This is a genomic window from Paracoccus sp. PAMC 22219 (assembly GCF_000787695.1).
Taxonomy (GTDB): domain Bacteria; phylum Pseudomonadota; class Alphaproteobacteria; order Rhodobacterales; family Rhodobacteraceae; genus Paracoccus.
Map to the genome: position 1 here is coordinate 1 of NZ_BBPH01000030.1, position 23,131 is coordinate 23,131.

The window sequence follows — 23,131 nt, forward strand, 5'->3', positions numbered from 1 at the left end:
TTCGTTGATCCGCGTTGCAGCTTTAGATCTGCGGCATGTCACTGCATTTGCCTACCGAGGAAAGCAGTATGACCTTTTGGTCCGACAAAAGGTCAAAATGACGTTTTTTCTTGACACTCACGGGCTGCCATCGGGATTGGCGGTTACTGTTATCACCATACCTTTTTGGAAAGCAGCCTCATGGCCGTAAGACTGCATCGACGCGAAGGGCGGGAAGCGGCCTGACGGCGATGCGGCGAACCAAAGGCTCGAGCACGCCGAAGCGGTCATTCAGCCACAGCGCAGCACGGTTGGCGCCTGGTCCGACACAAAGGGCGGTAAGCAGCCTGTCGGTGGTGCAACAAAACATCTGCAGCACTTCATCGAAGCGGCCACTCACCACCCCGACAGCGCCCGTAATGGGGACCGCCGCAAAGGGTCAAGATCGACTGATGGCGGCGCGGCGGGGTAGTCGCAGAATTTATCTTGGCATGCTTCAAGCTCTCGTGCCGAGATCGTCGTGCTGGATCTATTCGCCACCATTGCTATGCACTACGCGATGTCGCCGCGCCATTAAGGCCAGCTCTCGACGGCGGCTTGTCGTGGTGAGTCGACGGCCTTTAAGCGGAGCATGAGTCGCTAATCTCAGACAATAGAGGCGCCGCTAAGGCGGATTGACGTTCAGTCCCGGGCGGACGGGTGCTAGGGGTGGGGAAATGCCGCAGTGGGCATAGATGGAAGGATCAATGATGAAAGCGATCAAACTCGAGCGTCCTGGCGGGCTGGATCGGCTGCGGATTGTCGATCTTGGCGATCCGGGCCAGCCCGGCCCGGGGCAGATCCGTGTGCGGATCCATGCGTCCTCATTGAATTTTCATGATTATGGCGTCGTCTCGGGGCGTATGCCGACGCAGGATGGCCGTGTGCCGATGTCCGATGGGGCTGGCATTGTCGAGGCGATCGGCAAAGGTGTGGACGAGTTTCGAACAGGCGATCATGTCGTCTCGTGCTTTTTCCCGCAATGGTCCGACGGACCGCCCCCTGTCGCCGATTTTGCGGGAACGCCAGGCGATGGCATTGACGGCTTTGCCTGCGAGGTTGCCGTCCGCGCGGCAGGGGCGTTCACGAAGGCCCCGGCAGGCTACAGCCATGCCGAGGCCGCGACGCTGACGACGGCTGGTCTGACCGCGTGGCGTGCGCTTATCGTCAATGGTGGGCTGAAGGCAGGCGATACGGTCCTGACCCTTGGGACCGGGGGCGTGTCGATTTTTGCGGCGCAGCTGGCGGTCGCGATGGGCGCAGAGGTGATCGCGACCTCGTCCTCAGACGAGAAGCTGGCACGGCTGCGTGACATGGGTGTCGCGCATACGATCAATTACCGGACCGACACCGAGTGGGGCGCAAGCGTGCAGGCCCTGACCCAGGGCCGCGGCGTCGATCATGTCATCGAGGTCGGCGGGCCCGGCACCCTACCCCAGTCGATCAAGGCATGCCGGATCGGCGGGCACATCTCGTTGATCGGTGTTCTGACGGGCGCATCGGGCGAGGTGCCGACAGCGGCGATGATGTCCCGGCAGCAACGCTTGCAGGGACTGATCGTCGGCAGCCGCGCTATGCAGATGGATTTCATTCGCGCCCTCGAAAGCACGGGTATTCGCCCGGTGATCGATTGCAGCTTTCCGCTAGACCAAATTGCCGAGGCGTTCCGGCACGAGGAATCCGGCGCCCATTTCGGCAAGATCGTCTTGACAATGTAGAGGTCCGACAGCCGCCGGTTGCCAGCAGACTGGCGGATTCAACGGGCCATCGCAGCCCGCGTCCTGCGCAGGCTGCGAGCTGGGAATCCGGTCCCAAGGCAGGATCCGGTGTCGGACGGAAAATGGGCAGGATCTATCCCGGCCCCGATCCTCGCAGCGCCAGCATTTCAAGGACGTCCGCCGGCGTCGCAATATCAAGCGAGAACTCTGAAAGGACACGCCTGATCTTGTGGACCTGTTCAGCGCAGGTCCGCGCCAGCTTTCCCCGACCGAGGATAAGCTGTCCTCTAGCCCCACAGGCACATTGCTGCCCATGATCGTGCCTATGGTCAGCAGCGACATTTGGTGATGCTGCGTCCTGCACGAATGGCCGATCTGACGACGCTGCGCTGCAGTGTTGCGATTGCCAAAGAAAGTCAGCTTTGGGCCGTAATCTTCTGCAGCGACTGCATTCGTTGCAGACAGCGCGAAGGGCGGCTCTGGGCTCTGCGCATCGATGCTCCCGCACCATCCCAAGGTCAGCTTTCTATGCCAAAGGCACGAATGGCCTGACTAGTTCTGATCAGGCACCTTGGTTGACCTAAATTTCGGCCAATAACATCTTTCAGCCACCGGACGTTGAGGACTTATCCACAATTTTCGGGGGTAATATCGGGGATAAAGCGATAATGATGGTTCCTACAATGCCTTCCATCTCATTCTTGAAGCAGCATTCCACACTGCTGAGCCAGATGAGGCCAAACAAGTCTTGATCCTCCTATGTCATTGTGTATCTCATATGAGATACACAGGAGACTTGAATGCCCACCCATACCTCAATGCTGCATGTCCGAGTGGACGATCATCTCAAGGCAGAGGCCAGTAGCGCACTGGCAGGTGTAGGCCTGACCCTATCAGACGCAGTCCGTATCCTGCTGACCCGTGTGGCGGCTGAAGGGGGTCTGCCGGCCGGTCTGACTGCAAATCCTGAAAGCTATGATAGCTGGTTTCGTGCGAAGGTGCAGGAAGCGCTGACAGACACCCGGCCTGGCGTTCCACATGACCAGGTCATGTGTGACGCCCGGGCATTGATCGACGGCAAACGGGGTGCCTGAACTCGAATGGAACACCTTCGCGGTCGCCGACCTCATGGCAATTGTCGACTATATCTCGGATGACAATCCTGATGCTGCTCTTGCTCTGATGGAGGAAATTCAGGGGAAGGTTGCGCAACTTCCAATGCATCCCAAGCGGTGCCGGTCAGGACGCGTTCAGGGAACACGTGAGTTGGTCGTTCGCCCGAACTACATTGTCATCTATGCTGAGACGCCGTCTGTCGTGACGATCCTACGCGTGCTTCATGCCGCGCAGATGTGGCCCTGACAAGCGATCGGTCGAAAGACAAGGGCGGGCGCTGGCTCAGCGGCAGCGCCCCGGGCAGATCCATCCTGTTCCGGTCACGGCAACGCGATCACCTTGTCGTAGATTTTTTGCAACATGCGGCTAACTCGATAGTCATGAAGAACTATCTGCGGGCTCTCCTTCTTGTCGCCTTCACCGTCTTTGCGGTTGGATCGATGATGCCCGCGCCGGCGACTGCCGCGTCAGCGCCCGATGACGGCATGATGGCAATGGCACATTTCGGCATGTCCGAATGCCTGGATTGCAGCGACAGGGGTGAAATTGGAACGGCGGGCTGCAATCTGATCTGTGCGGCGGGGGGCTTCGTCCCGGTTCCTGAATTTCAGACCTCTGATCTCAGACACGCTCGGCGCCTCTCGAAGCGGCAGGTTGCCGATGTCATGTTCAGTGACCTGAATTGGCTGCCGTTACGAAGCCCCCCACGCCCCTTCATCTGATTTGACTGCCGCTGTGGCAGGCGACGCGTGCGCACAAGGTTTTGCCCCCTTGAGCTCGCTCGCTGCCAGGACTGCTGAATCCCTTTAGGTCCGCAGTCCCGTTTCAAATCCAGATAGTCAGGTGTCCTATGCAGCAGAGTTTGCATGCAGCTCTACGCACTGAGTTTTTCCTTGAGATTTCTGCCGTCAATGCGGCTTGCGAAGAATGGCTTGACCACCCTCTTCTGAGGGAAACGGCATGACAATGATGAATAGCCCCATGACGGGCATGATGATGCTGAGCTGCGGACTCTTTGCGCTTCTCGCCCTGGCCCTCCTGGTCCTGGGCATCGCTGCCCTTCTCAAGTACCTGCGGGGACCGGCATGAAATTGCGGGTCTTGATGCTCGCTGGCCTGTCATTTGCCGGTGTGGCGGCCGTGGCGGCTTTCGCGCAAGCCAATCGGTCCGAAAGGGCGGAAGCTGCTTTTCTGGGCGTTCCAGTAACCGCCCAAGAAATAGAACAAGGAAAAGAACTATACGCGCAAAATTGCGCGTCATGCCACGGCCCGGATCTGGAAGGACAGCCCGACTGGAAACGTACGCTGGAGAACGGGCGGATGCCGGCACCGCCCCACGACGAAACAGGGCATACATGGCACCACTCCGACAGTCAGCTGTTCGCGCTGACAAAGCTGGGGGTCAGTGGTGTCGTGCCTGGCTATGAAAGCGACATGCCGGCCTTCGAGGGCATTCTGACGGATGCGGAAATCCGCGCCACCCTGGCCTACATCAAAAGCACATGGCCCAAGCGTCAATACGAGTATCAGGCCGAGGTCTCCGACCGTGAGGGACCGGAAGAATGATCGCAGCAAAATCCACAAGCCAGTCGGCGGCTCCTGGGCGCCTTTTCTGGGGGGATCGCCGTTGAACCTTATCACGCGTCGCTTCGTGTTGTGTGCCGCCGCCGCCGCAACCGCGCTGCCTGCATTTGGGCAGCTGCCTCTCGTTTCCACCGCCATTCATGTCGTGGAGGGCAGGGGGTGCGAATGCTGTAGGCAATGGACAAAGCACCTTCAGAATGCCGGCTTTCAGGTCACGAGGGAGGAGCGTTTCGGCACGCTTCTCATGCAGCACAAGATCGACCTCGGCGTGCCCATCGACCTCACGTCTTGCCACACCGGCTTGGCCGAGGGCTATTTTGTGGAAGGACATGTTCCAGCCACCGATATCCGCAAACTGCTTCAAGAGCGCCCTGACGCCCTTGGCCTGGCCGTTCCGGGCATGCCCTATGGCAGCCCCGGAATGGGCCCGGAAAGCCACCGTGAGGCTTATGATGTCCTGCTCGTGCTCAAGGATGGAAGCCACACAACATTCAACCGATACGCCGCTGCGCCGGCCTAAAGCATGATCTCCAAGGAGCTCTCTCTATGATGACCTTTAATCGTCGACATGCGTCGCTGGCTATGCTCGCATCCCTTGCTGCATGCGGATCGTCAGGGCCCAGCTCGGCCCCTGCACCGCAATTCAAGCGATACTCCGGCCCGCCGGTAACACAGGTGGCTGTCTACAAGGGCCAACGCCGGATGCACCTGCTGAACGGCCAGACAGTCTTGCGATCCTATGATTTTGGGCTGGGCAACCAGCCGGTCGGTCCCAAGCAGTTCGAAGGCGACGGAAAGACGCCCGAGGGGCTGTATTTCATCGACCGCTTCAACCCGCGCAGCAGGTATCACCTGTCTGTCGGCATTTCCTACCCCAACGAACAGGACAAGGCTTACGCCGCACAGTTTGGTCGTAGTGCAGGGAGCGACATCATGTTCCACGGGCGGGGTCCGGAAGGAAACGCACTCGCACCACGAAATCGCGATTGGACTGCGGGCTGTCTAGCATTGACGGATCAAGAGATCGAAGACGTCTACGCAATGCTGCAGCCGGGTGTCCCGGTGATGCTCTATGCATAGGGCTCTGAATGATCACGTTCGAGCAACGGCAACAGATGGCCGAGGTGGTAACATTCCTGCGCAAGGCGCTGGAAATTCATTGATGTCTAACTTTGACCCTATTAGACAACACCTATGATCCACGTCCTGCGCCAGCTTGCTATGATCTTCATCGTGACCTTGGTCTCGATGGGCGTCACTGCATCCGCTGGAAACGCGTCGATGGATCTAAAATGCGACATGATGTTGACGGCCGCGTCCGCCGATGGGTGGGGCGATCATACAAAGCACCTCACAGGTGACAGTTCAGACCACTCATTCCAGAACACTGTCGTTGTCGAAGACCATGTGCATGACGAAGACACGTCTTCCGAAGGACATGGATCGCACTGCAAGGCCCATGCCTGCCCGGTTACAGCATTTCTGAGTTCCAGCGATGTGGCCGAGGCCTTTTTGATCAGCCAGACGATTGATGCCATCCGCACGGCCCCGCTGGTGGAACTGACCGTCTCCGAAGGACTGCGCCGCCCTCCGCGGGCCTGATCCGAACGTTGCAAGCCGACGCCTGAACAGGCCGCGGCGACCATCCTTCTGATCTAAAAGCGGATTCATCACATGAAACTTCTGTTTGCGGCTGCGATGCCGCTCGTTGCGGCGGCTTGCGCCCCGCTGGCGCCTCTGGATACGTCATCCGGGCTCGTGGCTGTCGCGGATACCGCGTCGCCGGTCTCGACCCTGCAGGCTGGTCCCGCCGTCACCTATCGAAGCCGCAGCGTTCAGGAGCCGGGAAACTGGACCGATCTGAACAATGCCCAAGGCCCGGGTGTCGAATGAAGACGGCATTGGGACTATCGATGGGCGCAATGCTGCTGCTGACGGCATGCGCGGATACGGCGACCATGAGCAAGGCCCGCGGCGAGCGGGCGGGGTTCGAGACCGTTGCCGGGATCTCCCGGCAGGCGACGGGGGCAGAGGCAGCCTGGCTTCAGACCCCGGCTGAACGGCAGGCCCATGCGCAACGCGTGCGCGCCATCGTTCAGGGCAAGACGATCAGTGCCGAACAGGCCGTACAGGTGGCGCTTCTGAACAACCCCGGCCTGCAGGCCAGTTATGCCGACTTGGGCATGTCTGCGGCAGACCTGTGGGAGACGGCCCTCGGACCGGTGCCGAGCGTCGGCATCTCCGTGTCCGGGCTGGTCAGCGGTGATGTCACCCGGTCCGTGGAGGGCACCGTGGCATCGTCTATCCTGGATGCGGTCACGAAAAAATCCCGCACGCGGGCAGCCGATCTGGAATTCCGGCAAGCTCAACTGGCCGCCGCGGGCGAGACCCTGGCGCTGGCCCATGAGACCCGCCGGACCTGGATCGAGGCAGTGGGTGCGTTCGAGGCCGCCGGGCTTGTCGGGCGCGCCCAAGGCGCGGCCGATGCGGCATCCGAATTGGCTACTCAGCTTGGCGAAACAGGCGCGCTGAGCCGTGCCGATCAGGCACGGGAGCACGTGTTCAATGCTGAGCTGGCAGCCGAACGGGCCGAGGCAAGGCTGGAAGCACAGATAGCCAAGGAAAAACTGGTTCGCCTGCTGGGCCTGTGGGGCACAGGGACAGAGTTCTATGTTCCCGACAGCCTGCCGGCACTTCCCGGCAGCGCACCGAACCGGTCCAATATCGAGCGGATGGCACTGGAAAACCGCGTCGATCTGGCTGCGGGCCGCTTGGAGTTGGAGGCTGTGGCCGCGCGCTACAAGCTGAACGGCCAGACCCGGATGCTGTCGGACGCGGAGGTTGCGGCCGGAGCGGAAATCGAGCGGGAAGACGGAGAGAACGAACGCTCGCCTATCGTCGACGTCGCGTTCAGCATTCCGGTTTACGACACCAGCGGCCTGATTTCACGGCGCGGCAAGCTGGAATACCAGCGCTCGGCCAATACGCTGGCGCAATCGGCAATCAATGCCAGGTCCGAGGCACGGTCCGCCTACACGGCGGTCACGGGCAAGCATCAGATCGCCCTGCATTGGCGCGATCAGGTCCTGCCGCTCCGCCGGGAAATCGATGAGCAGGCGCTGCTCAGCTACAACGGCATGCTGACCTCTACCTTCGAGCTTCTGAACGATGCCCGTGAAGGGTTGGACTCGCAGCTAAGCGCTGCCGAGGCGAAGCGCGACTATTGGCTCGCCGAGGCGGATGCCACCGCCGCGATCTGGGGTGGCGCAAGTGACAATGGAGAGGACGAATGATGAATCGCAGACAACTGATGGGTGCGGGCATCGGGGCAGGGGCCGCAGCCTTGACCGTCAACATGGGTCAGGCGCAGACCAGCTTTCGCGATCTGCCCGAAGCCGCCAGTACGGACAGCCCCTATACGCAGGTGCCGCCGCGACCCACGACCGGGTTGGAGTACAACCCGGTCGTCACCCTGAATGGCTGGTCGCTGCCCTATCGGATGAACGGCAACGTCAAGGAGTTCCACCTTGTCGCCGAGCCGGTCGAGCGGATCATGGCGGATGGAATGGTGGCGCGCTTGTGGGGCTATAATGGCCAGTCCACCGGCCCCACGATCGAGGCGATCGAGGGCGAGCGGGTCCGGATCTATGTGACCAACCGGCTCCCCGAGCATACCTCGGTTCACTGGCATGGCATGATTCTGCCTTCCGGGATGGACGGCGTGTCCGGCCTCAGCCATCCCGGCATCCCGTCGGGCAAGACCTTCGTCTACGAGTTCGATCTCGTGAAGTCCGGGACCTTCATGTACCACCCCCATGCCGACGAGATGGTCCAGATGGCCATGGGTATGATGGGGTTGTTCATCGTGCATCCGCGCGACCCAGCTTTCATGCCGGTGGATCGGGACTTCGCCTTCCTCCTGGCAGCCTATGACATCGACCCCGGCACCTATATCCCACGCGTCGCCGAGATGACCAACTTCAATCTCTGGACGTTCAACAGCCGCATCTTCCCGGACATCGATCCCCTGGTGGTCAACCGGGGCGACCGGGTCCGCGTCCGGGTCGGCAACCTGACCATGACCAACCACCCCGTCCACATGCACGGCTATGATTTCGAAGTGACCTGCACCGATGGCGGTTGGGTGCGGCCGGAGGCGCGCTGGCCGGAGGTCAGCATCGACATCCCTGTGGGCGCGATGCGGGCTTACGAGTTCAACGCCGAGCATCTGGGTGACTGGGCGATCCACTGCCACAAGTCGCACCACACCATGAACGCCATGGGGCACGAGTTGCCCACGATCATCGGCGCCGACAAGTCCCGTGTCACCGACATGGTCCGCCGTCACCAACCCGGCTACATGCCGATGGGCACGGCCGGCATGGCGGATATGGGCGAGATGTCCATGGAGATCCCCGAGAACACGATCCCGATGATGACCGGTTGGGGTCCGCATGGTCCGATCGAGATGGGCGGCATGTTCTCTGTCGTGAAGGTGCGCGAAGGCATCGCCCCTGACGACTATTCCGATCCGGGTTGGTTTGAGAACCCTCCCGGTACGCAGGCATGGGAGTGGACGGGCGAGTTGCCCGAGCATGCCAGCAACTACAGCCCCGCGACCATTTTGACGCCGCGCGGCGGCAAGCGGTTGGGCTGATCTGACCCTATCGAGCACCATAAAGGAAAATACAATGAAATCATTGATGCTGGCTACTCTCGTCACTCTCTTCCCGGCCCTCGCACTTGCAGAGGGCACGCATGAGGGAGGTCATGATGAATATGCGATGGGCGCCCCGGCTACCGAAGGGGCCGCGGATATGGAATCTGTCGAAATCTCGATGCGAGAAACCGATGAGGGCACGATGATCTTTGAGCCCTCGGAACTCTCTTTCGCACCAGGTGAAACCGTCCGTCTGGTGATCACCAATAATGGCGAGCTGGAGCATGAATTCGTCATGGACACAGCCAAAACCAATGCCGAGCACAAGGAAGTTATGGCGAAGTTTCCGGAGATGGAACACGACGACCCGAACGCTGTCCGCCTGCAACCTGGTGAGACCGGAGAGATCCTTTGGACATTCGGAAAATCTGGAGAGTTTGAATTCGCTTGCCTGATACCGGGTCATTACGAGTCCGGCATGCACGGCCCCCTGAACGTCACCGAATCCTGAACCGCGAGGACCTGACCATGAAACTTATCCAACTGACTGCCGCTGCGCTGATCCTTTCTGCTGGAGGCGCGTTTGCTGACACACACATCACCAATGGGACCGTCACCAAGGTCGACACCCAGTGGAGCAAGGTGACCGTCGATCATGAGGAGCTGAAGAACCTGGATATGCCGGCCATGAAGATGGTTTTCCAGGTCGCGGAGCCTGAGATGCTCGATGGCCTCAGCGAGGGTGCCGCCATCCGCTTCGCCGCTGACCGTGTGAACGGCAAGCTGACCATTACCGAAATTCTGGAATAAATCAGAAAGCGCTGGAGGTTATAGAATGAGAACGTTGTTCATGTCCGTACTGGCGGCTGCCAGTATCACTGCAAGCGTCGGTTATGCTGAGGAAGGAAGTCATAGCACAAGAGGATCAAATCCAAATGCTGGGGGCGGAATATCAGTTTCCGTGGATAACACGCCGGAGAGACCAGAGCCTTCGTCAAGACTGGCTCGCCCCACAAACACGATACCGGTTCCGGCAGGGCGTATCATGTCGAACAAGGAACTGAGAAGAGCAGGGTTAAAACCCGATGATGTCGTCATGCACGTTTCAGTTTTCTGAGGAACAGGCTTAGCATCGTCATATGTCTCAAATTTACGGAGGACTGAGATGAGTTCTGTTAAGATCCTTATTGCCGCAGCGATTGCTGCGACCAGCCTTACTGCGCCCGTCTTTGCTCAGGACGCTGAATTCCAGATGCCTGAGCAGTGCGCCATGGCTGCACCCGCCAGTGATATGCCCGCGGAAAGCATGGACGGGTCACAGATGGGCGGCGATGCGCAGTCTGACGGCATGGGCGCCATGATGGGTATGGGCGGCGTGGATTTGGCAACCATGCCGGAACATGTTCAGGAAAACATGCGTCGCATGATGGTAACGATGCCAGCCATGCACGACGGCATGATGAACGAGGATGCCGACGTGGCCTTTGCTTGCGGCATGCTTGCCCATCACCAGGGTGCCATCGACATGGCCGAGGTGCTTCTCGAACATGGCGAGGACGATGAGATGCGCACCCTCGCGCAAGAGATCATCGATGCCCAGGTCGGTGAGATGGAGCAGATGACCACGTGGCTTGCTGAAAACGCCAACTGAGCCTGCCTTGAACCGCGCGGCATGACGCCGCGCGGTTCTCAACCGGAAGACACTCATAAAGAACACTGGCGGCCCTTGACCTTCCCATGATGGGAAGCCCCATATCTGTTCCGCACAACGAACGGAGCCCAGCCCATGAACATCGGAGACGCCTCTGCCCTCTCGGGTGTATCGGCCAAGATGATCCGCTACTACGAGCAGACCGGGTTGATCCCCCTAGCTGCGCGCACAGCCTCGGGGTATCGAAACTACGCCGATGCAGACGTTCACATGCTTCGGTTCATTGCACGGTCGCGGGATCTGGGCTTTCCGATCAGCGAAATCACCGACCTGTTGGATCTGTGGCGTAACACCGACCGGCGTAGCGCCGATGTCAAAGCACTGGCACAAGCCCGGATCCAGGATCTCCGCCACAAGATTACCCACCTGCAGGACATGGCCGACACGTTGGAGACGCTGGTGCGATCCTGCGCCGGAGACGAGCGCCCGGACTGCCCGATCCTGCATAATCTGGAAACGGAAGCATTCCCTGCCTCGGGCAGACGCTCAAATCATGCCGGTCCCCACGCCAACATCAACGAAAGGATCACATCGTGATCGACAGACGCCTGTTCATCGGAACGCTCGCCGCGGTCCTCATTCCCGCAACATCGGTGCTGGGGGCGGTGTCCACATCCCAAGACACTCTAATCGCGGTGGTTCGATCACCCGATTGCGGCTGTTGCGGAGCCTGGATCGATCATCTGCGGCAAAGCGGTTTCACAGTAGAAGAAACCCTGACCGACGACGTCGAGGCCTTCAAGGATGAGCACGCCGTTCCTCAATCTCTTCGGTCCTGCCACACGGCCCTCGTCGAAGGCTATGTAATCGAGGGCCATGTTCCGGCTGATGCCGTCCGCAATTTGCTGGATCAGCGCCCTGATGCGGGTGGTCTGGCCGTTCCTGGCATGCCGATCGGTTCGCCCGGCATGGAAATGGGCGGCCATTCCGAGCCTTTCGAGGTCATTCTCTGGGGCGATTCCGGCAACAGCGTCTTCGCAAGGTATTGAGGTTTCCCCATGACACCTGCAGCGTCCAGGACTGCCACCCTCCACCGCATGGTGATGACAAAGCACATGTGCCCCTACGGGCTCAAGTCGCTCGATCTGCTGAATCGTCAGGGCTATCGCGTCGAGGACCATCATCTGACGACCCGTGCCGAGGTCGATGCCTTCAAGGAGCGGCATGACGTCCAGACCACGCCGCAGACCTTCATCGGCGGCCAGCGGATCGGTGGCTATGACGATCTTCGGCATCACTTCGGAAAGACCGTCCGCGACAAGACCGCGACGACCTATCGGCCAGTGATCGCCCTGTTCGCCATGGCGGCAGCCATGGCCTTGGCAACCAGTTGGGCGGCGTTCGGTCAGCTGATCACCATTGCTGCGGCCGAATGGTTCGTGGCCTTCGCGATGTGTCTCCTGGCCCTGCAAAAGCTGAAAGACGTGGAAAGCTTTGCCACGATGTTCCTGAACTATGATCTGCTCGCGCAGAGATGGGTCCGTTACGGATACGTCTATCCCTTCGCCGAAGGCCTGGCGGGCATCCTGATGGTCGCGGGCGCGCTGATGTGGCTGTCGATCCCGGTCGCCCTGTTCATCGGCACCATCGGCGCCGTGTCGGTCTACAAGGCGGTCTACATCGACAAGCGAGAGATCAAATGCGCCTGCGTCGGGGGTGACAGCAACGTGCCCCTCGGCTTCGTCTCGCTGACCGAGAACCTGATGATGATCGCCATGGCCATCTGGATGCTGATCAAGGTTACGATGCTCGGGCATTGACCACGCTATTCGATAGAGAGCCGCGCTTTGCAGCGCAAACGGCTACAGGCGAAAAATTCTACTGAGCCTGTAGCCGAATACAAAATCGGATCATTCCGACCATGAGGCACAGCCTCAATGTTCCGGCTTCAAGAGAAACCTAAAATAGAAACGGAGACATATCATGGGATATGGCCGGTTTTTCGCGATGATCGCGACCTCGACCATCGTCATGTATGGGCTGATGTACCTCAATACCTATTCGATTGATCACATCGCGTTTTCGCAGACCCGCATGTGGATGGCGATTTACATGGGATCGGTCATGGCGGTCATCATGCTCGCCTTCATGTTGGGCATGTATTCCGATCGGAAGAAAAACATTGCGATCTTCGTGGGCGCCGGCTTGGCATTCGTTCTGTCCCTCTGGCTGGTGCGAAGCCAGGAGACGGTCGAGGATCTTGCTTGGATGAAGGCAATGATCCCTCACCATTCCATCGCCATCCTGACCAGTGAGCGCGCGGATATTTCCGATCCAAGGGTCCGGGACCTTGCTGACGCGATCATCGAGGCGCAGCGCAACGAGATCGCAGAAATGAAAAGGTACATCGCCGATATCGAGGCGAATGGCGACGCTCCCGCAGGCACTCGCCGCGTCGAGGCTAACTGAAGCACTCAAATGAGGGTGTCACTCGCCGGGCATCTTAGATGGACGAAAATCAGTAGAAAGTTGGTACGCTATGGACCACGATCATCATCACGCGACGCCCGACATCCCTGCGGGGACCGAGACGGCCAAGGACCCGGTCTGCGGGATGACGGTTGCGGTCAAGCCTGACGGACGTCGAGCGATGTTTGGAGACAAGACGTTTCATTTCTGTTCGGAGAAATGCAAGACCACGTTCAAGGCAGATCCTTGGTTCTACGCTTCAGGCAGAGCCGCAGGACAGAAAAAGGCTGCTCCGGCCAACGCTCAGTATACCTGTCCGATGCACCCGGAGATTGTCCGCGATGTGCCAGGCGACTGCCCGATCTGCGGGATGGCGCTTGAACCCATGCTGCCCTCGGACGAGCCGAGCAAAGAACTGACAGACTTCACACGCCGGATGTGGATTTCAGCCGCCGCCGCAGTGCCGCTGATCATCCTGACAATGGGCGAATTGGTCGCTTTGCCGGTGCGGGACTGGATTGGTCATCAGGTCGCAAGCTATCTCGAATTCGCTCTGGCGACGCCAATCATCCTCTGGGCCGCTTTGCCATTCTTCAGGCGTGGTTGGGATTCACTTTTGAACCGATCACCGAACATGTGGACGTTGATCAGTCTTGGCGTGGGCGCGGCCTATCTCTATTCGCTCGTCGCGACTTTCCTGCCCGGCGTATTTCCCGATGCCTACCGAATGGGTCATGGTGTCGGCACCTACTACGAGGCGGCCGTGGTGATCGTGGCTTTGGTCTTCGTGGGTCAGGTTCTGGAATTGCGGGCACGAGAACGCACTGGGGATGCTATTCGAGCGCTGCTCGATCTCGCACCAAAGACCGCGCGGCGTATCCTGCCGGATGGCTCGGAATATGACGCGCCTTTGGAAAACATCATGGAAGGTGACCGGCTCCGCGTGCGCCCGGGCGATGCGGTGCCGGTGGACGGCATAGTGATCGAGGGCCGCTCATCCCTGGACGAGAGCATGCTGACCGGCGAGTCGATGCCGGTGGAGAAAAGTTCAGGCGATGCAGTGACCGGGGCCACGATCAACAAGAACGGCAGCCTCGTGATCGAAGCGGGCAAGGTCGGCGCCGACACGGTTCTTGCGCAGATCGTGGCGATGGTCTCGAACGCGCGGCGGTCCCGTGCCCCGATCCAGGGGATGGCCGACCGGGTCTCGGCAGTGTTCGTGCCAACGGTGGTCGGTATCGCAATCTTAGCCTTCCTCGTGTGGCTAATTTTCGGCCCCGAGCCCTCGCTGGTCTTTGCCATTGCCTCGGCCGTGTCAGTCCTGATCATTGCCTGCCCATGCGCCCTTGGGCTGGCCACGCCGATATCGATCACCACCGCGGCGGGGCGGGGCGCACAGGCGGGTGTGCTGATCAAGGATGCCGAAGCGCTGGAGCGGATGGCGGGGGTCGATACCCTGATTGTCGACAAGACCGGCACGCTGACCATGGGCAAGCCAAAGCTGACGGATACCGTGGTGCTGGGGGACAGGACCGAAGCGGACTTGCTGTCCCTGGCGGCAGCGCTCGAGCGCGGCTCGGAACACCCGCTGGCCGAAGCGATCGTCGAAGGCGCCGAAGCGCAGGGCGCGGGGCGACAAGAGGCAGTGGATTTTGAAGCCGTCACCGGCAAAGGCGTGCGCGGCACGGTTGGCGGACGGGTAGTGGCGCTCGGCAACGCGGCGATGATGCAGGAGATGGGACTAGACACTGGCACGGCCGAGGCGAAGGCCAATACCCTGCGCGCCGAGGGCAAGACGGCAATGTTCATCGCTGTCGATGGTGCCCTGGCCGGCATCGTGGCGGTCGCCGACCCAATCAAGGAAAGTACCGCGCAAGCGATCCGCGAACTCCACGCACAGGGGCTGCGCGTCATCATGGCGACGGGTGACAACGAGCGCACGGCACAGGCTGTGGCGAGCAAGCTCGGCATCGACGAAGTCCGCGCAGGTGTCCTTCCGGAAGCCAAAAAAGACCTGATCGACCAGTTGCGCCGCGAGGGACACAAGATCGCCATGGCGGGAGACGGGGTGAACGACGCGCCCGCACTGGCCGCTGCCGATGTCGGCATCGCCATGGGCACGGGCGCGGACGTGGCCATGGAAAGCGCCGGGATAACCCTTCTGGGTGGTGACCTGATGGGCATCGTCCGGGCACGCAAGCTGGCGCGGGCGACATTGCGCAACATCAAGCAGAACCTGTTCTTCGCCTTCGCATACAATGCGCTTGGCGTGCCAATTGCGGCAGGTCTGCTTTACCCCATCACCGGGACTTTGCTGTCACCGATGATCGCAGCTGCGGCGATGAGCCTGTCCTCCGTTTCGGTTATTACCAACGCCCTCCGCCTGCGGCGGGTGGATCTGTAAGAAAGCAAAAAGGAAAAACAAATGACGACATTCAATATTCCCAACATGAGCTGCGGCCACTGCAAGGCAACGGTGCAAAAGACCATCCATGCAATCGACCCCGAGGCACAGATCGAGTTCGACATGGCGTTACGAACGATCGCTTTGGAAAGCCGGGCTAAGCCGGACAACCTTCAAGTGGCACTGGCCGCAGCAGGATACCCCGCCACTCTGGCCTGAATTAAAGTGTTGGGCCGGATGTTCAGTCGCCGCAATGGGCGTATCAGGCGACTGGCCCATCTGCCTTATCAAAATGTATCATGCTCATACCTCATTCGTGCTTATCCAGACACGAGGCTGTAGGTTATCAAGCGTACCCCGCACCAGCATGACCGAGTTGACCAGGACCATGGCCGCCGCCGCGGCGGCCATGGTCAGCGCCAGCAATCCGCGCAGACGGGGCGTGGCCAGATGAATGCGGATGCCCCCTGAGATGCGACATCACGGGGGAGATCCTCGATCTGAAAACACCAATAAATCATGGCTTGTCGCATTTCAGAATAGACCCCCCCCGCGTCACCAAGAAATTTTATAAGCTATGTTATGGAACAAAGACAGTTTTTCACTCAAGATTCTTAGCTATTTTGTGCCGGGTGTGCCTTAGCAGAGCCTTGGTTACAAAGCCATCGGATGAGCCGCCAAGTTATCCACACTTTCCGGGGATAGTTCTGGGGGCATCCAGAAATTTTGCAGTGAGATCTAACACATTAAGCTAGGAAGTTCGATCCAGCAAAGCTGACCCCCGGAACAACTCTTATCCGCAGCTCACTCCCCGACGCTGAAATGATAGACCCGGACATCCGATTGGTGCGGCGATTGCGATCAAGGTCACCAAGGCGGCGGAAATGCCGCTTTGAAAGTATGTGATGACGGAGCGCTACCGAACCCTTTGCACCAGTCAGATGCTGGGCGCACATGCCGCCTGACAAAAAAATCCAAGTAATCATCATGCCCATGATGGCTGCAATGACCTCGTGCGAGATCTCAGTCGACAGTAGCCAGTCGCGATTTTTCGTGAAGGCGATCGGTCTTCGGCCCGGAGCCTCGCCTGTTAGACCATCAAGACATCATAAACGAAACGCAGGCAGACCGTCAGCAGGAACAGACCGAACAGCACCTCCAGCCGTCGCTTGGGCAATCGGTGTGCAACGGCGACACCAAGTCGAGCGGTGAGAAGAGATGTCGGTAGAAGGCACAAGAATGCCAGGATTGAGATATAGCCGAGGGCATCCTGCGGCAAACCTGGCTTTCCCCACCCCGCATAAATATAGCCAAAGACAGCAGGAACTGAAATCAGGACACCGACGCCGGCGGATGTGGCAATCGCCCGATGGATCGGCGTGGCGTATAGCGACAGGATCAGGTTGGATACCGCGCCCCCGCCGATGCCCATCAGTGACGAGACAAAGCCAATGCCACTGCCATAAGCGCTCATGATGCCGCGCCCGGGAAGCGACGCGGCGATCGTCCAACCGACCCCGCGCAGCATCTTGATCGAAACGACTCCGGCCACAAAAATGAACGCCAGCTTGAACACCCATGGGTCGGCATGACGCGCAACGATAGATCCCGCCATGACGCCGATCAGGATGGGCAAAGCCCACCGGCGTAAGACAGGCATGTCGATCGCCCCACGCAGATAATGGCCACGTGCCGACTGCAGGGATGTGGGTACGATCAGAGCTAGGGACGTGCCCACGGCCAAAGGCATCTGCACAGCCGGATCGTAGCCCATGGCCCCGAATGCCTCATAGAGCACGGGGACGGAAACCGCACCCCCGCCGACGCCAAACAGACCGGCGAGGAACCCCACTGCTGCCCCGGCCATGACCAGAAGAAGGCCGATCACAAGAAGGTCGGGTGCTTCAATCATCCTGAGGGGTCCGCCAGAAGAGGTCACTAAGCCGACAAGACACTAGTTTTCATCGATATTCCACGACAGGTTAGAGGGGGCCACCCCGAGAGATGAACATAAAGGAAGAATACCATGACACTTGCTCGGCTTGCTTATGCTTCAAACCACTCTGGCTTGGCTGCAGGCGTTCTCGAAGACATTCTTCACGTATCTCTTTCAAATAATAAACGAGATGGAATCACCGGAGCTCTAATTGTATGCGAGGAGGATTTTTTCCAGATCTTAGAAGGTGAACGGACTGCAGTTTCGGCATGCATTACGCGCATCATGAATGATCCCCGGCATCAGAAGATAAATATTATATTTGCTGGAGACGTTCAGACTAATCTCTTTCCTGCATGGAGCATGCACAGCGTCGAACGAGACGTCATGCTGCGTTATATGGTCAACGGTGATTTTAACCCTGCTCATATATCCGAGGGCGAAATTGTAAGTCTGTGTCTCGAGATGGCGCTCACCAATTGACCCCCCTTTCCCTGTACATGGATCATATTCAGTGTCTTGGTCAGGTTCGCGAAAGTGGCCGGTATTATTTTACTGCCTGGACCAGACAGATAACTGGATCAGTTAGCTGATGACATCCATCCGCAGCTCCCGCTATTTCGGGCCAGACATGATGCGGCGGGCATTGCAGTCGGCCCTTGCGGCCACAGCAACCTATCTCCTGACGAGAACTCTCAATGTTCAAGGAGCATTCCCGGGTAAACGGCGGCGCCTCCTCATCTGCTTTCAGCTTGACGGCCTGAAGTTCCCGGGCCGCAGATCGTCGATCCTTGCTTGCGGGTGACCGGCGTCCACGGCGGCCACGGCTTCCAAGGTTGCCTTCAGGTAGACAAAGGGCTCGATACTGTTAATCGTTGCGATGGCGATAAAAGATGCGATGCGCGCCCAAGATCGACGGCCCTCGTCATGGCTGGCGAAGAGTGCCTTCTTTCTGGTCAGGGCAATCGGTCTGATCAGGTTCTCCACATTCTTGCAGTCGATCTCAACACGGCCGTCGCGCAAAAGGTCTGCAGCCCGTCCGAGTGCCGGAAGATAACTATTTATTGTTAGCATCTTTCAGCAAGTGTGACCTATCTTTCCTCTCGACCTGAGGACTGGCACATGTCTGCGATTGAGCCGGCATTTTCTGGTGTCACCAATGCCAAGGCCGCCTCCACGCATGCCCCTTCGAAGCCATCCTTCACGGAGTACATTTTGAGCAGATGGGGAATATCGGAGAAACGGGATGGGAGTTCGCCCCTGTCGCTACCGGTCGCAAAGACAAACGGAATGCCCATTCTTCGCAGGGCATCTGCCAATGGAAACACTTCCTCATTGCGCAGGTGAATATCCAGGATGCAGACATCCGGCAATATCTGCCCCGACAGCAATTCGATCGCACCGGGAACTGAACTGACAGGTCCTATTACGGATGCACCCCGGTCGTGCGCTTCTGACATCAGGGATTGCGCAGTCCAATACTCATCTTCGACAATCAAGATTTTATATCTCATGGCATCTGGCTCAGAGGTTTGAGGTGGATGTACGTCTATGATATCTTCCTGCCGGAATGCCTGACCTGACAGTACGTGTCATCGTGCAGTGGCGGTTGTCGCCACTGGAGAGCGTCAGCCGTACCACTCCACGTCGAAACTCTGGTGTCGGGCTGCTCCCGCGGCCCGTACAACGTCTTCCTGTTTCTCAATGGGTTGTCTCCATGAAGGTCAGGCAAATTCGACACACGATTTGCTTTGGTAGGACGCCTATCGTGCCCCGCGCATCAGCAAATCACGCTCATCCGATGCATTTCAGCGACCACCCGCCTTTCGTCGTAGGGCTTGCCGAAGAACACGCAATCGGCCGGCAGCTTCATCCTGCCGATTTCCACCTTTCCAGAAGTCACGATGACGTGGATGGGCGGCCAGCGATCCCGAATAAGCGATGCCAGCTTGAGACCATCCACACCACGCGGCATATCGACATCGGTGAAGACGATGCGGATATCAGGACGTGATTCAAGGATCCTGATCGCATCGGTTGCGTCGGTTGCCTCGATAGCATCAAAACCTGCGTCCGTGACCATATCGAGTGCGGCCATTCGAAGGATCGGTTCATCTTCGACGACCAATACCGGCTGGCGTTTCAAGGGAGCATACTGTGCCATTGGATCTTTCCGCCTCAGGGCTGCTGCATCTGAGACAGCGGGGCTTCCATCGACGCGATCAGGCCCGCAGGGTTGTAACCAAGCTCAACGCCGCCGGTTCCAATCAATCCCATGCCGATCAGTCTCGATCCGAACCCTTGGCCAGATGGCGAATGAGCCGAAGGGCCTCCGGTTTCGGTCCAGCTCATGCGCAAAATGTCCTCCTTGGCACCCTTCTCGACGCTCCAGGTGATCGCCACCTGCCCCTCCTGAACGGACAGAGCGCCGTACTTGATCGCATTTGTGGCCAACTCATGCAGAAGAAGGGACAGGGATAATGTGGCCCGGGGTCCGATCTGAAGGGACGGACCCTCCAAGTGGAACCGACCCGCCTGATCAAACGCGGCCAACGTCGCCTTGACCACGTCCTCCAGCGCCGCGGAGACCCAACGCGTCTTCAGGAGAGCATCATGAGCGCGGGACAACGCCCCGATGCGTTGGGTCAGCGCAGACACGGCGTCCCTTTCGGAAACCTCCCGAAGCGTCTGAGTGGCGATGGCCTGGACGATCGCCAGCGTGTTCTTCATGCGATGGCTGAGTTCTTCGTTCAGGATGTGTTGCTCCTGCTCGGCCCGTGCACGGGCAATCGCCCCGTGCGCCCGGTCCCCGACTTGCCGCACCAAGTCGATCTCGTCCGACGTCCATTCCCGCACCTGGGCATTGAGAACAAAGATGACCGTGTCGAGAACACCGCGCACCATGATCGGCAAGTTCAGGAGGGATCTGGAGTGGATGGCCTCAAGCTCACCGGATTGGCTGGCTGTCCGGGGGTCCCTCTCGACGTCTGGAATGACGACAGTCTCACCGCGTTTCAAATTCTCAACATAGGAGCCGAATGATCTGAAGTGGTGGGATCCGACCACGCTGACGCCAGAGGCGCCGCGCCAATCCACCGGAACCTCGATCTTTTCGTGCTCCAGATCGACCTTTCCAAAACCGATACAGCTGCCGCCGATGGCTTGGGCCAGGCACTCTGCGGCAGCGCTTGCGATGTCATTGGCATCAGACAGATTGCGCAGCTGCTCGCTGAGATCGGCAAGAGCCGACGTGCGTCTGGTTTGGCGGACATGCTTTGTGACATCCGAACCTCCACGAAGATGCCGGTCACGATCCCTTTCTCGTTCCGGGTCGGCTGACAAACAAAATCAACGAACCGTTCATCGACCGGGGAATGAGGATCTGCTTGAATCGCATAACGTGCGCCCGTTTGCGTAAAAGAGCGCCCCGATCGATAGGCTTCGTCGAGCAGGTTCATGTATCCTTGCTCTGCAGCGTCTGGCAGGGCTTCAGCAACAGACTTGCCGATAAGCTGCCGGTTTCCGACCAGCCGGCAATAGGCGGGGTTGACCAGTTTGAAGACGTGATTGGGGCCTTTCAGGAGCGCCATGAAGCTTGGTGTCTGCTCAAACATGGCCGACAATTCCAGATGCTCATGCTCTGACTTTTTTCGGTGGCTTTCCGCGTCAAGGAGCATGTCATCGCGGCTGGCAATTAACTGTCGCATCTCCAGGAGCGTCATGATCTGTCGAGCCAGCGCTCTCAGGTCATCGGCCTGAACATCAGTCAGCCCTCCGGGACGCGCGACATGGTCGATGACGCAGATGGTTCCAAGCACCAGCCCCTTCGGCGTAACCAAGGGCGCGCCGGCATAGAAACGCAGATGCGGGTCGTCCAGAACCAGCGGATTTGACCGGGTTCGGACGTCCAGCGTCAGGTCGGAAATGACCAGCAGGTCATGCTGCCCAAAAACGTGCTTACAAACGGATTGTTCAATCGGTGTCTCGCAGGGTTCAAAGCCAACCCTGGCCTTGAACCATTGCCGGTCGGCGTCCACCAGACTGATCAGCGCAACCGGGGTATCACAGAGCCGCGTAGCAAGGCGGACGATGTCGTCGAAACCAACTTCCGATGCGGTGTCGAGAATGCCGTATGCGTGCAGCGCATCGAGACGATCGGCCTCGTTCATCACATCAACCGCGTCTGTAGCCGCTCGCTTGCGAGGCAATTCATGCATATCGATCCATTTCGCTTTCAACGAAAGACCCAAGGGTGGCCACCGAGGGTGGGCGTCCATTTTCAGGCACCGCGATGAGCAGCCTCATGCAAGCAGCCGCTTGAGCGCCGTGATCAGGTGCTGAATGTCGGTCGGCTTATTGAACTTGAGGACGTGAGGGTAACGCGAGTGGATCACCATGTTCTCGTATCCGGTAACAAACAGGAATGGAACATTTCTGGCAGCCAATTCATCAGCGACAGGAAAAACCTTTTCGCCTCCAAGATTGACATCCAGTACTGCCACATCAATTCGAGGTTCCTTGCTGATACGAGCCAAGGCGCGATCCACGGATGGTTCGGGGCCAAGCACCACCGCACCGGCGTCTTTTAGATCCTGCTTCATTTCCTGAGCCAGAAAGAATTCGTCCTCGACGACAAGAATGTGGCAATCATCCAGCATTTACGCTCATCCCTTCGATTTTCTCAATGAGGAAACAGGAAGCGCAATGGTGCAACGAATGCCATCATGTCCTGTTTCGTAGGTTGTTCTGGCGCCAAGCTGATAGGGGAGGGCCTGCTCGATAAGGGTTCTCCCCTGCCCCCATCCCAAATGGTTCGGATTGGATGCGGGAAGGGCAACGCCTCTTTCGTGCCAATCAACATGCAGCCAGGGTCGGTCATCAGTGTCGGTATCAACGGTCCATTTGACGCTGAGACTGGCACCGGACTGCTTCAGCGCGCCGTATTTGAGTGCGTTCGTTGCCAGCTCGTGTAACGCCATCGCAAATGTCTGCACGGTACTGGAGCGGAGGGCGATCCCTGATGGACCATCCAGCGTCACGCGGGACCTGATCTCCTCGTCCGACCCCATGGCGGCAAACTCACTGCTGATGAGTTCGTCAAACGTTACCCGATCGGTGTCGGCGAGCCGTGAAAGCAGTCGCTGCACGCGCGCAATGGCGTTTATCCGGTTCCGGAACTTAAGCCTGAAATCATCAAGTCCACTGCTGGAGCGAAGTGTCGTGTCCGCGATGGCTTGCACCGTACCCAGGAGATTGAATGTCCGGTGTTGGAGTTCGGTAACAAGGACCTCCTGACGTTCCTGCATGAAGCGCAAATCGTTGACATCGGTCGAGGTGCCCAACCACTCGATGATCTCACCGGTCTCGTTGCGCACAGGAAGTGCCCGGGTCTGAAACCAGCGATACTCTCCGGATGCGGCTTCGCAAAGCCGATAGTCGGCAACATAGCGCCCGTCGCTTACTGCCTCCCGCCAGCTTGCCACTGCCTCATCACGATCATCGGGATGGACGCAGTCCAGCCAGCCGGACCCGTGGCTCTCGGCTTCGCTCTGCCCTGTGAAACTGGTCCATTGAGG

At 58.9% G+C, this 23,131-nt stretch carries 31 protein-coding genes and 1 pseudogene; 23 read left to right on the plus strand and 9 right to left on the minus strand.

Annotation, left to right across the window (positions count from 1 at the left end; genetic code table 11):
• The 22 genes from TY51_RS23175 to TY51_RS05010 all read left to right on the plus strand — a co-directional run.
• On the plus strand, positions 1-190 hold a 190-nt coding region (locus TY51_RS23175; protein ID WP_231558910.1), incomplete at its 5' end, for a hypothetical protein.
• Between the two features lie 535 nt (positions 191-725).
• Positions 726-1,736: an NAD(P)-dependent alcohol dehydrogenase gene (locus TY51_RS04920; protein WP_231558911.1), complete on the plus strand. Its 1,011-nt coding sequence runs from the start codon at positions 726-728 to the stop codon at positions 1,734-1,736.
• Between the two features lie 800 nt (positions 1,737-2,536).
• Positions 2,537-2,830 (plus strand): type II toxin-antitoxin system RelB/DinJ family antitoxin, encoded by a 294-nt coding sequence (locus tag TY51_RS20810; protein WP_081994709.1) that lies wholly within the window; start codon positions 2,537-2,539, stop codon positions 2,828-2,830.
• Complete coding sequence (locus tag TY51_RS04925) at positions 2,823-3,098, plus strand: type II toxin-antitoxin system mRNA interferase toxin, RelE/StbE family (protein WP_081994710.1); 276 nt, start codon at positions 2,823-2,825, stop codon at positions 3,096-3,098. The genes TY51_RS20810 and TY51_RS04925 overlap by 8 nt, the downstream gene beginning before the upstream one ends.
• 134 nt (positions 3,099-3,232) lie before the next feature.
• The gene (locus TY51_RS04930) at positions 3,233-3,574 is read left to right on the plus strand and encodes a hypothetical protein (protein ID WP_156117884.1); all 342 of its coding nucleotides are present in this window, start codon (positions 3,233-3,235) and stop codon (positions 3,572-3,574) included.
• Positions 3,575-3,812: 238 nt separating this feature from the next.
• On the plus strand, positions 3,813-3,941 hold the full coding sequence (locus TY51_RS23930; RefSeq protein WP_255351382.1) for a hypothetical protein: 129 nt from the start codon (positions 3,813-3,815) through the stop codon (positions 3,939-3,941).
• The gene (locus tag TY51_RS04935) at positions 3,938-4,417 is read left to right on the plus strand and encodes a cytochrome c (RefSeq protein WP_042246660.1); all 480 of its coding nucleotides are present in this window, start codon (positions 3,938-3,940) and stop codon (positions 4,415-4,417) included. The genes TY51_RS23930 and TY51_RS04935 overlap by 4 nt, the downstream gene beginning before the upstream one ends.
• Positions 4,418-4,478: 61 nt before the next feature.
• Positions 4,479-4,955, plus strand: coding sequence for a DUF411 domain-containing protein (locus TY51_RS04940; protein ID WP_373960379.1), 477 nt, complete (start codon positions 4,479-4,481; stop codon positions 4,953-4,955).
• Positions 4,956-4,981: 26 nt separating this feature from the next.
• Positions 4,982-5,515 carry a murein L,D-transpeptidase family protein gene (locus TY51_RS04945; RefSeq protein WP_373960371.1) on the plus strand — a complete coding sequence of 178 codons (534 nt, stop codon included), beginning with the start codon at positions 4,982-4,984 and terminating at the stop codon, positions 5,513-5,515.
• A gap of 114 nt (positions 5,516-5,629) precedes the next feature.
• Positions 5,630-6,037, plus strand: coding sequence for a hypothetical protein (locus tag TY51_RS04950; protein WP_042246665.1), 408 nt, complete (start codon positions 5,630-5,632; stop codon positions 6,035-6,037).
• Between the two features lie 72 nt (positions 6,038-6,109).
• Positions 6,110-6,328, plus strand: coding sequence for a hypothetical protein (locus TY51_RS04955; RefSeq protein WP_042246668.1), 219 nt, complete (start codon positions 6,110-6,112; stop codon positions 6,326-6,328).
• A gap of 29 nt (positions 6,329-6,357) precedes the next feature.
• Positions 6,358-7,728 carry a TolC family protein gene (locus tag TY51_RS04960; RefSeq protein ID WP_231558912.1) on the plus strand — a complete coding sequence of 457 codons (1,371 nt, stop codon included), beginning with the start codon at positions 6,358-6,360 and terminating at the stop codon, positions 7,726-7,728.
• Positions 7,725-9,092 (plus strand): multicopper oxidase family protein, encoded by a 1,368-nt coding sequence (locus TY51_RS04965; RefSeq protein WP_042246675.1) that lies wholly within the window; start codon positions 7,725-7,727, stop codon positions 9,090-9,092. Before TY51_RS04960 ends, TY51_RS04965 begins: the two co-directional genes overlap by 4 nt.
• Before the next feature lie 34 nt (positions 9,093-9,126).
• Positions 9,127-9,606: a plastocyanin/azurin family copper-binding protein gene (locus TY51_RS04970; RefSeq protein WP_042246678.1), complete on the plus strand. Its 480-nt coding sequence runs from the start codon at positions 9,127-9,129 to the stop codon at positions 9,604-9,606.
• A 17-nt stretch (positions 9,607-9,623) separates the two neighbouring features.
• On the plus strand, positions 9,624-9,905 hold the full coding sequence (locus TY51_RS04975; RefSeq protein WP_042246680.1) for a copper-binding protein: 282 nt from the start codon (positions 9,624-9,626) through the stop codon (positions 9,903-9,905).
• Between the two features lie 355 nt (positions 9,906-10,260).
• On the plus strand, positions 10,261-10,746 hold the full coding sequence (locus TY51_RS23935) for a DUF305 domain-containing protein (protein WP_042246683.1): 486 nt from the start codon (positions 10,261-10,263) through the stop codon (positions 10,744-10,746).
• Positions 10,747-10,881: 135 nt separating this feature from the next.
• Positions 10,882-11,343, plus strand: a complete 462-nt coding sequence (gene cueR / locus TY51_RS04985) for a Cu(I)-responsive transcriptional regulator (RefSeq protein ID WP_042246686.1) — start codon at positions 10,882-10,884, stop codon at positions 11,341-11,343.
• Positions 11,340-11,795 carry a DUF411 domain-containing protein gene (locus tag TY51_RS20815; RefSeq protein ID WP_231558913.1) on the plus strand — a complete coding sequence of 152 codons (456 nt, stop codon included), beginning with the start codon at positions 11,340-11,342 and terminating at the stop codon, positions 11,793-11,795. Before cueR ends, TY51_RS20815 begins: the two co-directional genes overlap by 4 nt.
• 9 nt (positions 11,796-11,804) lie before the next feature.
• On the plus strand, positions 11,805-12,566 hold the full coding sequence (locus TY51_RS04995; RefSeq protein WP_042246691.1) for a MauE/DoxX family redox-associated membrane protein: 762 nt from the start codon (positions 11,805-11,807) through the stop codon (positions 12,564-12,566).
• A gap of 163 nt (positions 12,567-12,729) precedes the next feature.
• The gene (locus TY51_RS05000) at positions 12,730-13,215 is read left to right on the plus strand and encodes a DUF305 domain-containing protein (RefSeq protein WP_042246693.1); all 486 of its coding nucleotides are present in this window, start codon (positions 12,730-12,732) and stop codon (positions 13,213-13,215) included.
• A gap of 70 nt (positions 13,216-13,285) precedes the next feature.
• A complete protein-coding gene (locus TY51_RS05005; RefSeq protein WP_042246695.1) occupies positions 13,286-15,619 on the plus strand; it encodes a heavy metal translocating P-type ATPase in 2,334 nt (777 codons plus the stop codon).
• 21 nt (positions 15,620-15,640) lie between these two features.
• Positions 15,641-15,838 (plus strand): heavy-metal-associated domain-containing protein, encoded by a 198-nt coding sequence (locus TY51_RS05010; RefSeq protein ID WP_042246697.1) that lies wholly within the window; start codon positions 15,641-15,643, stop codon positions 15,836-15,838.
• Between the two features lie 129 nt (positions 15,839-15,967).
• On the opposite strand, the pseudogene TY51_RS24160 reads toward TY51_RS05010, so the two are convergent.
• Together TY51_RS24160 and TY51_RS05015 are read right to left on the minus strand one after the other, a co-directional pair.
• Positions 15,968-16,096, minus strand: a pseudogene (locus TY51_RS24160) (MFS transporter); the annotation flags it as partial.
• A gap of 613 nt (positions 16,097-16,709) precedes the next feature.
• The gene (locus TY51_RS05015; RefSeq protein WP_042246698.1) at positions 16,710-17,531 is read right to left on the minus strand and encodes a sulfite exporter TauE/SafE family protein; all 822 of its coding nucleotides are present in this window, start codon (positions 17,529-17,531) and stop codon (positions 16,710-16,712) included.
• 114 nt (positions 17,532-17,645) lie between these two features.
• Here TY51_RS05015 and TY51_RS20820 point away from each other — a divergent pair, with 114 nt between their 5' ends.
• Positions 17,646-18,038: a BLUF domain-containing protein gene (locus tag TY51_RS20820; RefSeq protein WP_081994712.1), complete on the plus strand. Its 393-nt coding sequence runs from the start codon at positions 17,646-17,648 to the stop codon at positions 18,036-18,038.
• Between the two features lie 264 nt (positions 18,039-18,302).
• Here TY51_RS20820 and TY51_RS05020 read toward each other — a convergent pair whose 3' ends face one another.
• From TY51_RS05020 to TY51_RS05045, 7 genes are all read right to left on the minus strand, one after another.
• Complete coding sequence (locus TY51_RS05020) at positions 18,303-18,578, minus strand: transposase (RefSeq protein WP_373960376.1); 276 nt, start codon at positions 18,576-18,578, stop codon at positions 18,303-18,305.
• Positions 18,579-18,646: 68 nt separating this feature from the next.
• Positions 18,647-19,069: a response regulator gene (locus TY51_RS21680; RefSeq protein WP_156117885.1), complete on the minus strand. Its 423-nt coding sequence runs from the start codon at positions 19,067-19,069 to the stop codon at positions 18,647-18,649.
• Positions 19,070-19,335: 266 nt separating this feature from the next.
• On the minus strand, positions 19,336-19,719 hold the full coding sequence (locus TY51_RS05025; protein ID WP_042246701.1) for a response regulator: 384 nt from the start codon (positions 19,717-19,719) through the stop codon (positions 19,336-19,338).
• Positions 19,720-19,733: 14 nt separating this feature from the next.
• A complete protein-coding gene (locus TY51_RS05030; protein WP_197054647.1) occupies positions 19,734-20,651 on the minus strand; it encodes an HWE histidine kinase domain-containing protein in 918 nt (305 codons plus the stop codon).
• Positions 20,570-21,724 carry a GAF domain-containing protein gene (locus TY51_RS20090; RefSeq protein WP_197054648.1) on the minus strand — a complete coding sequence of 385 codons (1,155 nt, stop codon included), beginning with the start codon at positions 21,722-21,724 and terminating at the stop codon, positions 20,570-20,572. The genes TY51_RS05030 and TY51_RS20090 overlap by 82 nt, the downstream gene beginning before the upstream one ends.
• Positions 21,725-21,856: 132 nt before the next feature.
• Entirely contained in the window at positions 21,857-22,213 is a 357-nt protein-coding gene (locus TY51_RS05040) for a response regulator (RefSeq protein WP_042246703.1), read from the minus strand.
• A 6-nt stretch (positions 22,214-22,219) separates the two neighbouring features.
• Positions 22,220-23,131: sensor histidine kinase (locus TY51_RS05045; RefSeq protein ID WP_156117887.1), on the minus strand; the 912-nt coding region annotated here is incomplete at its 5' end.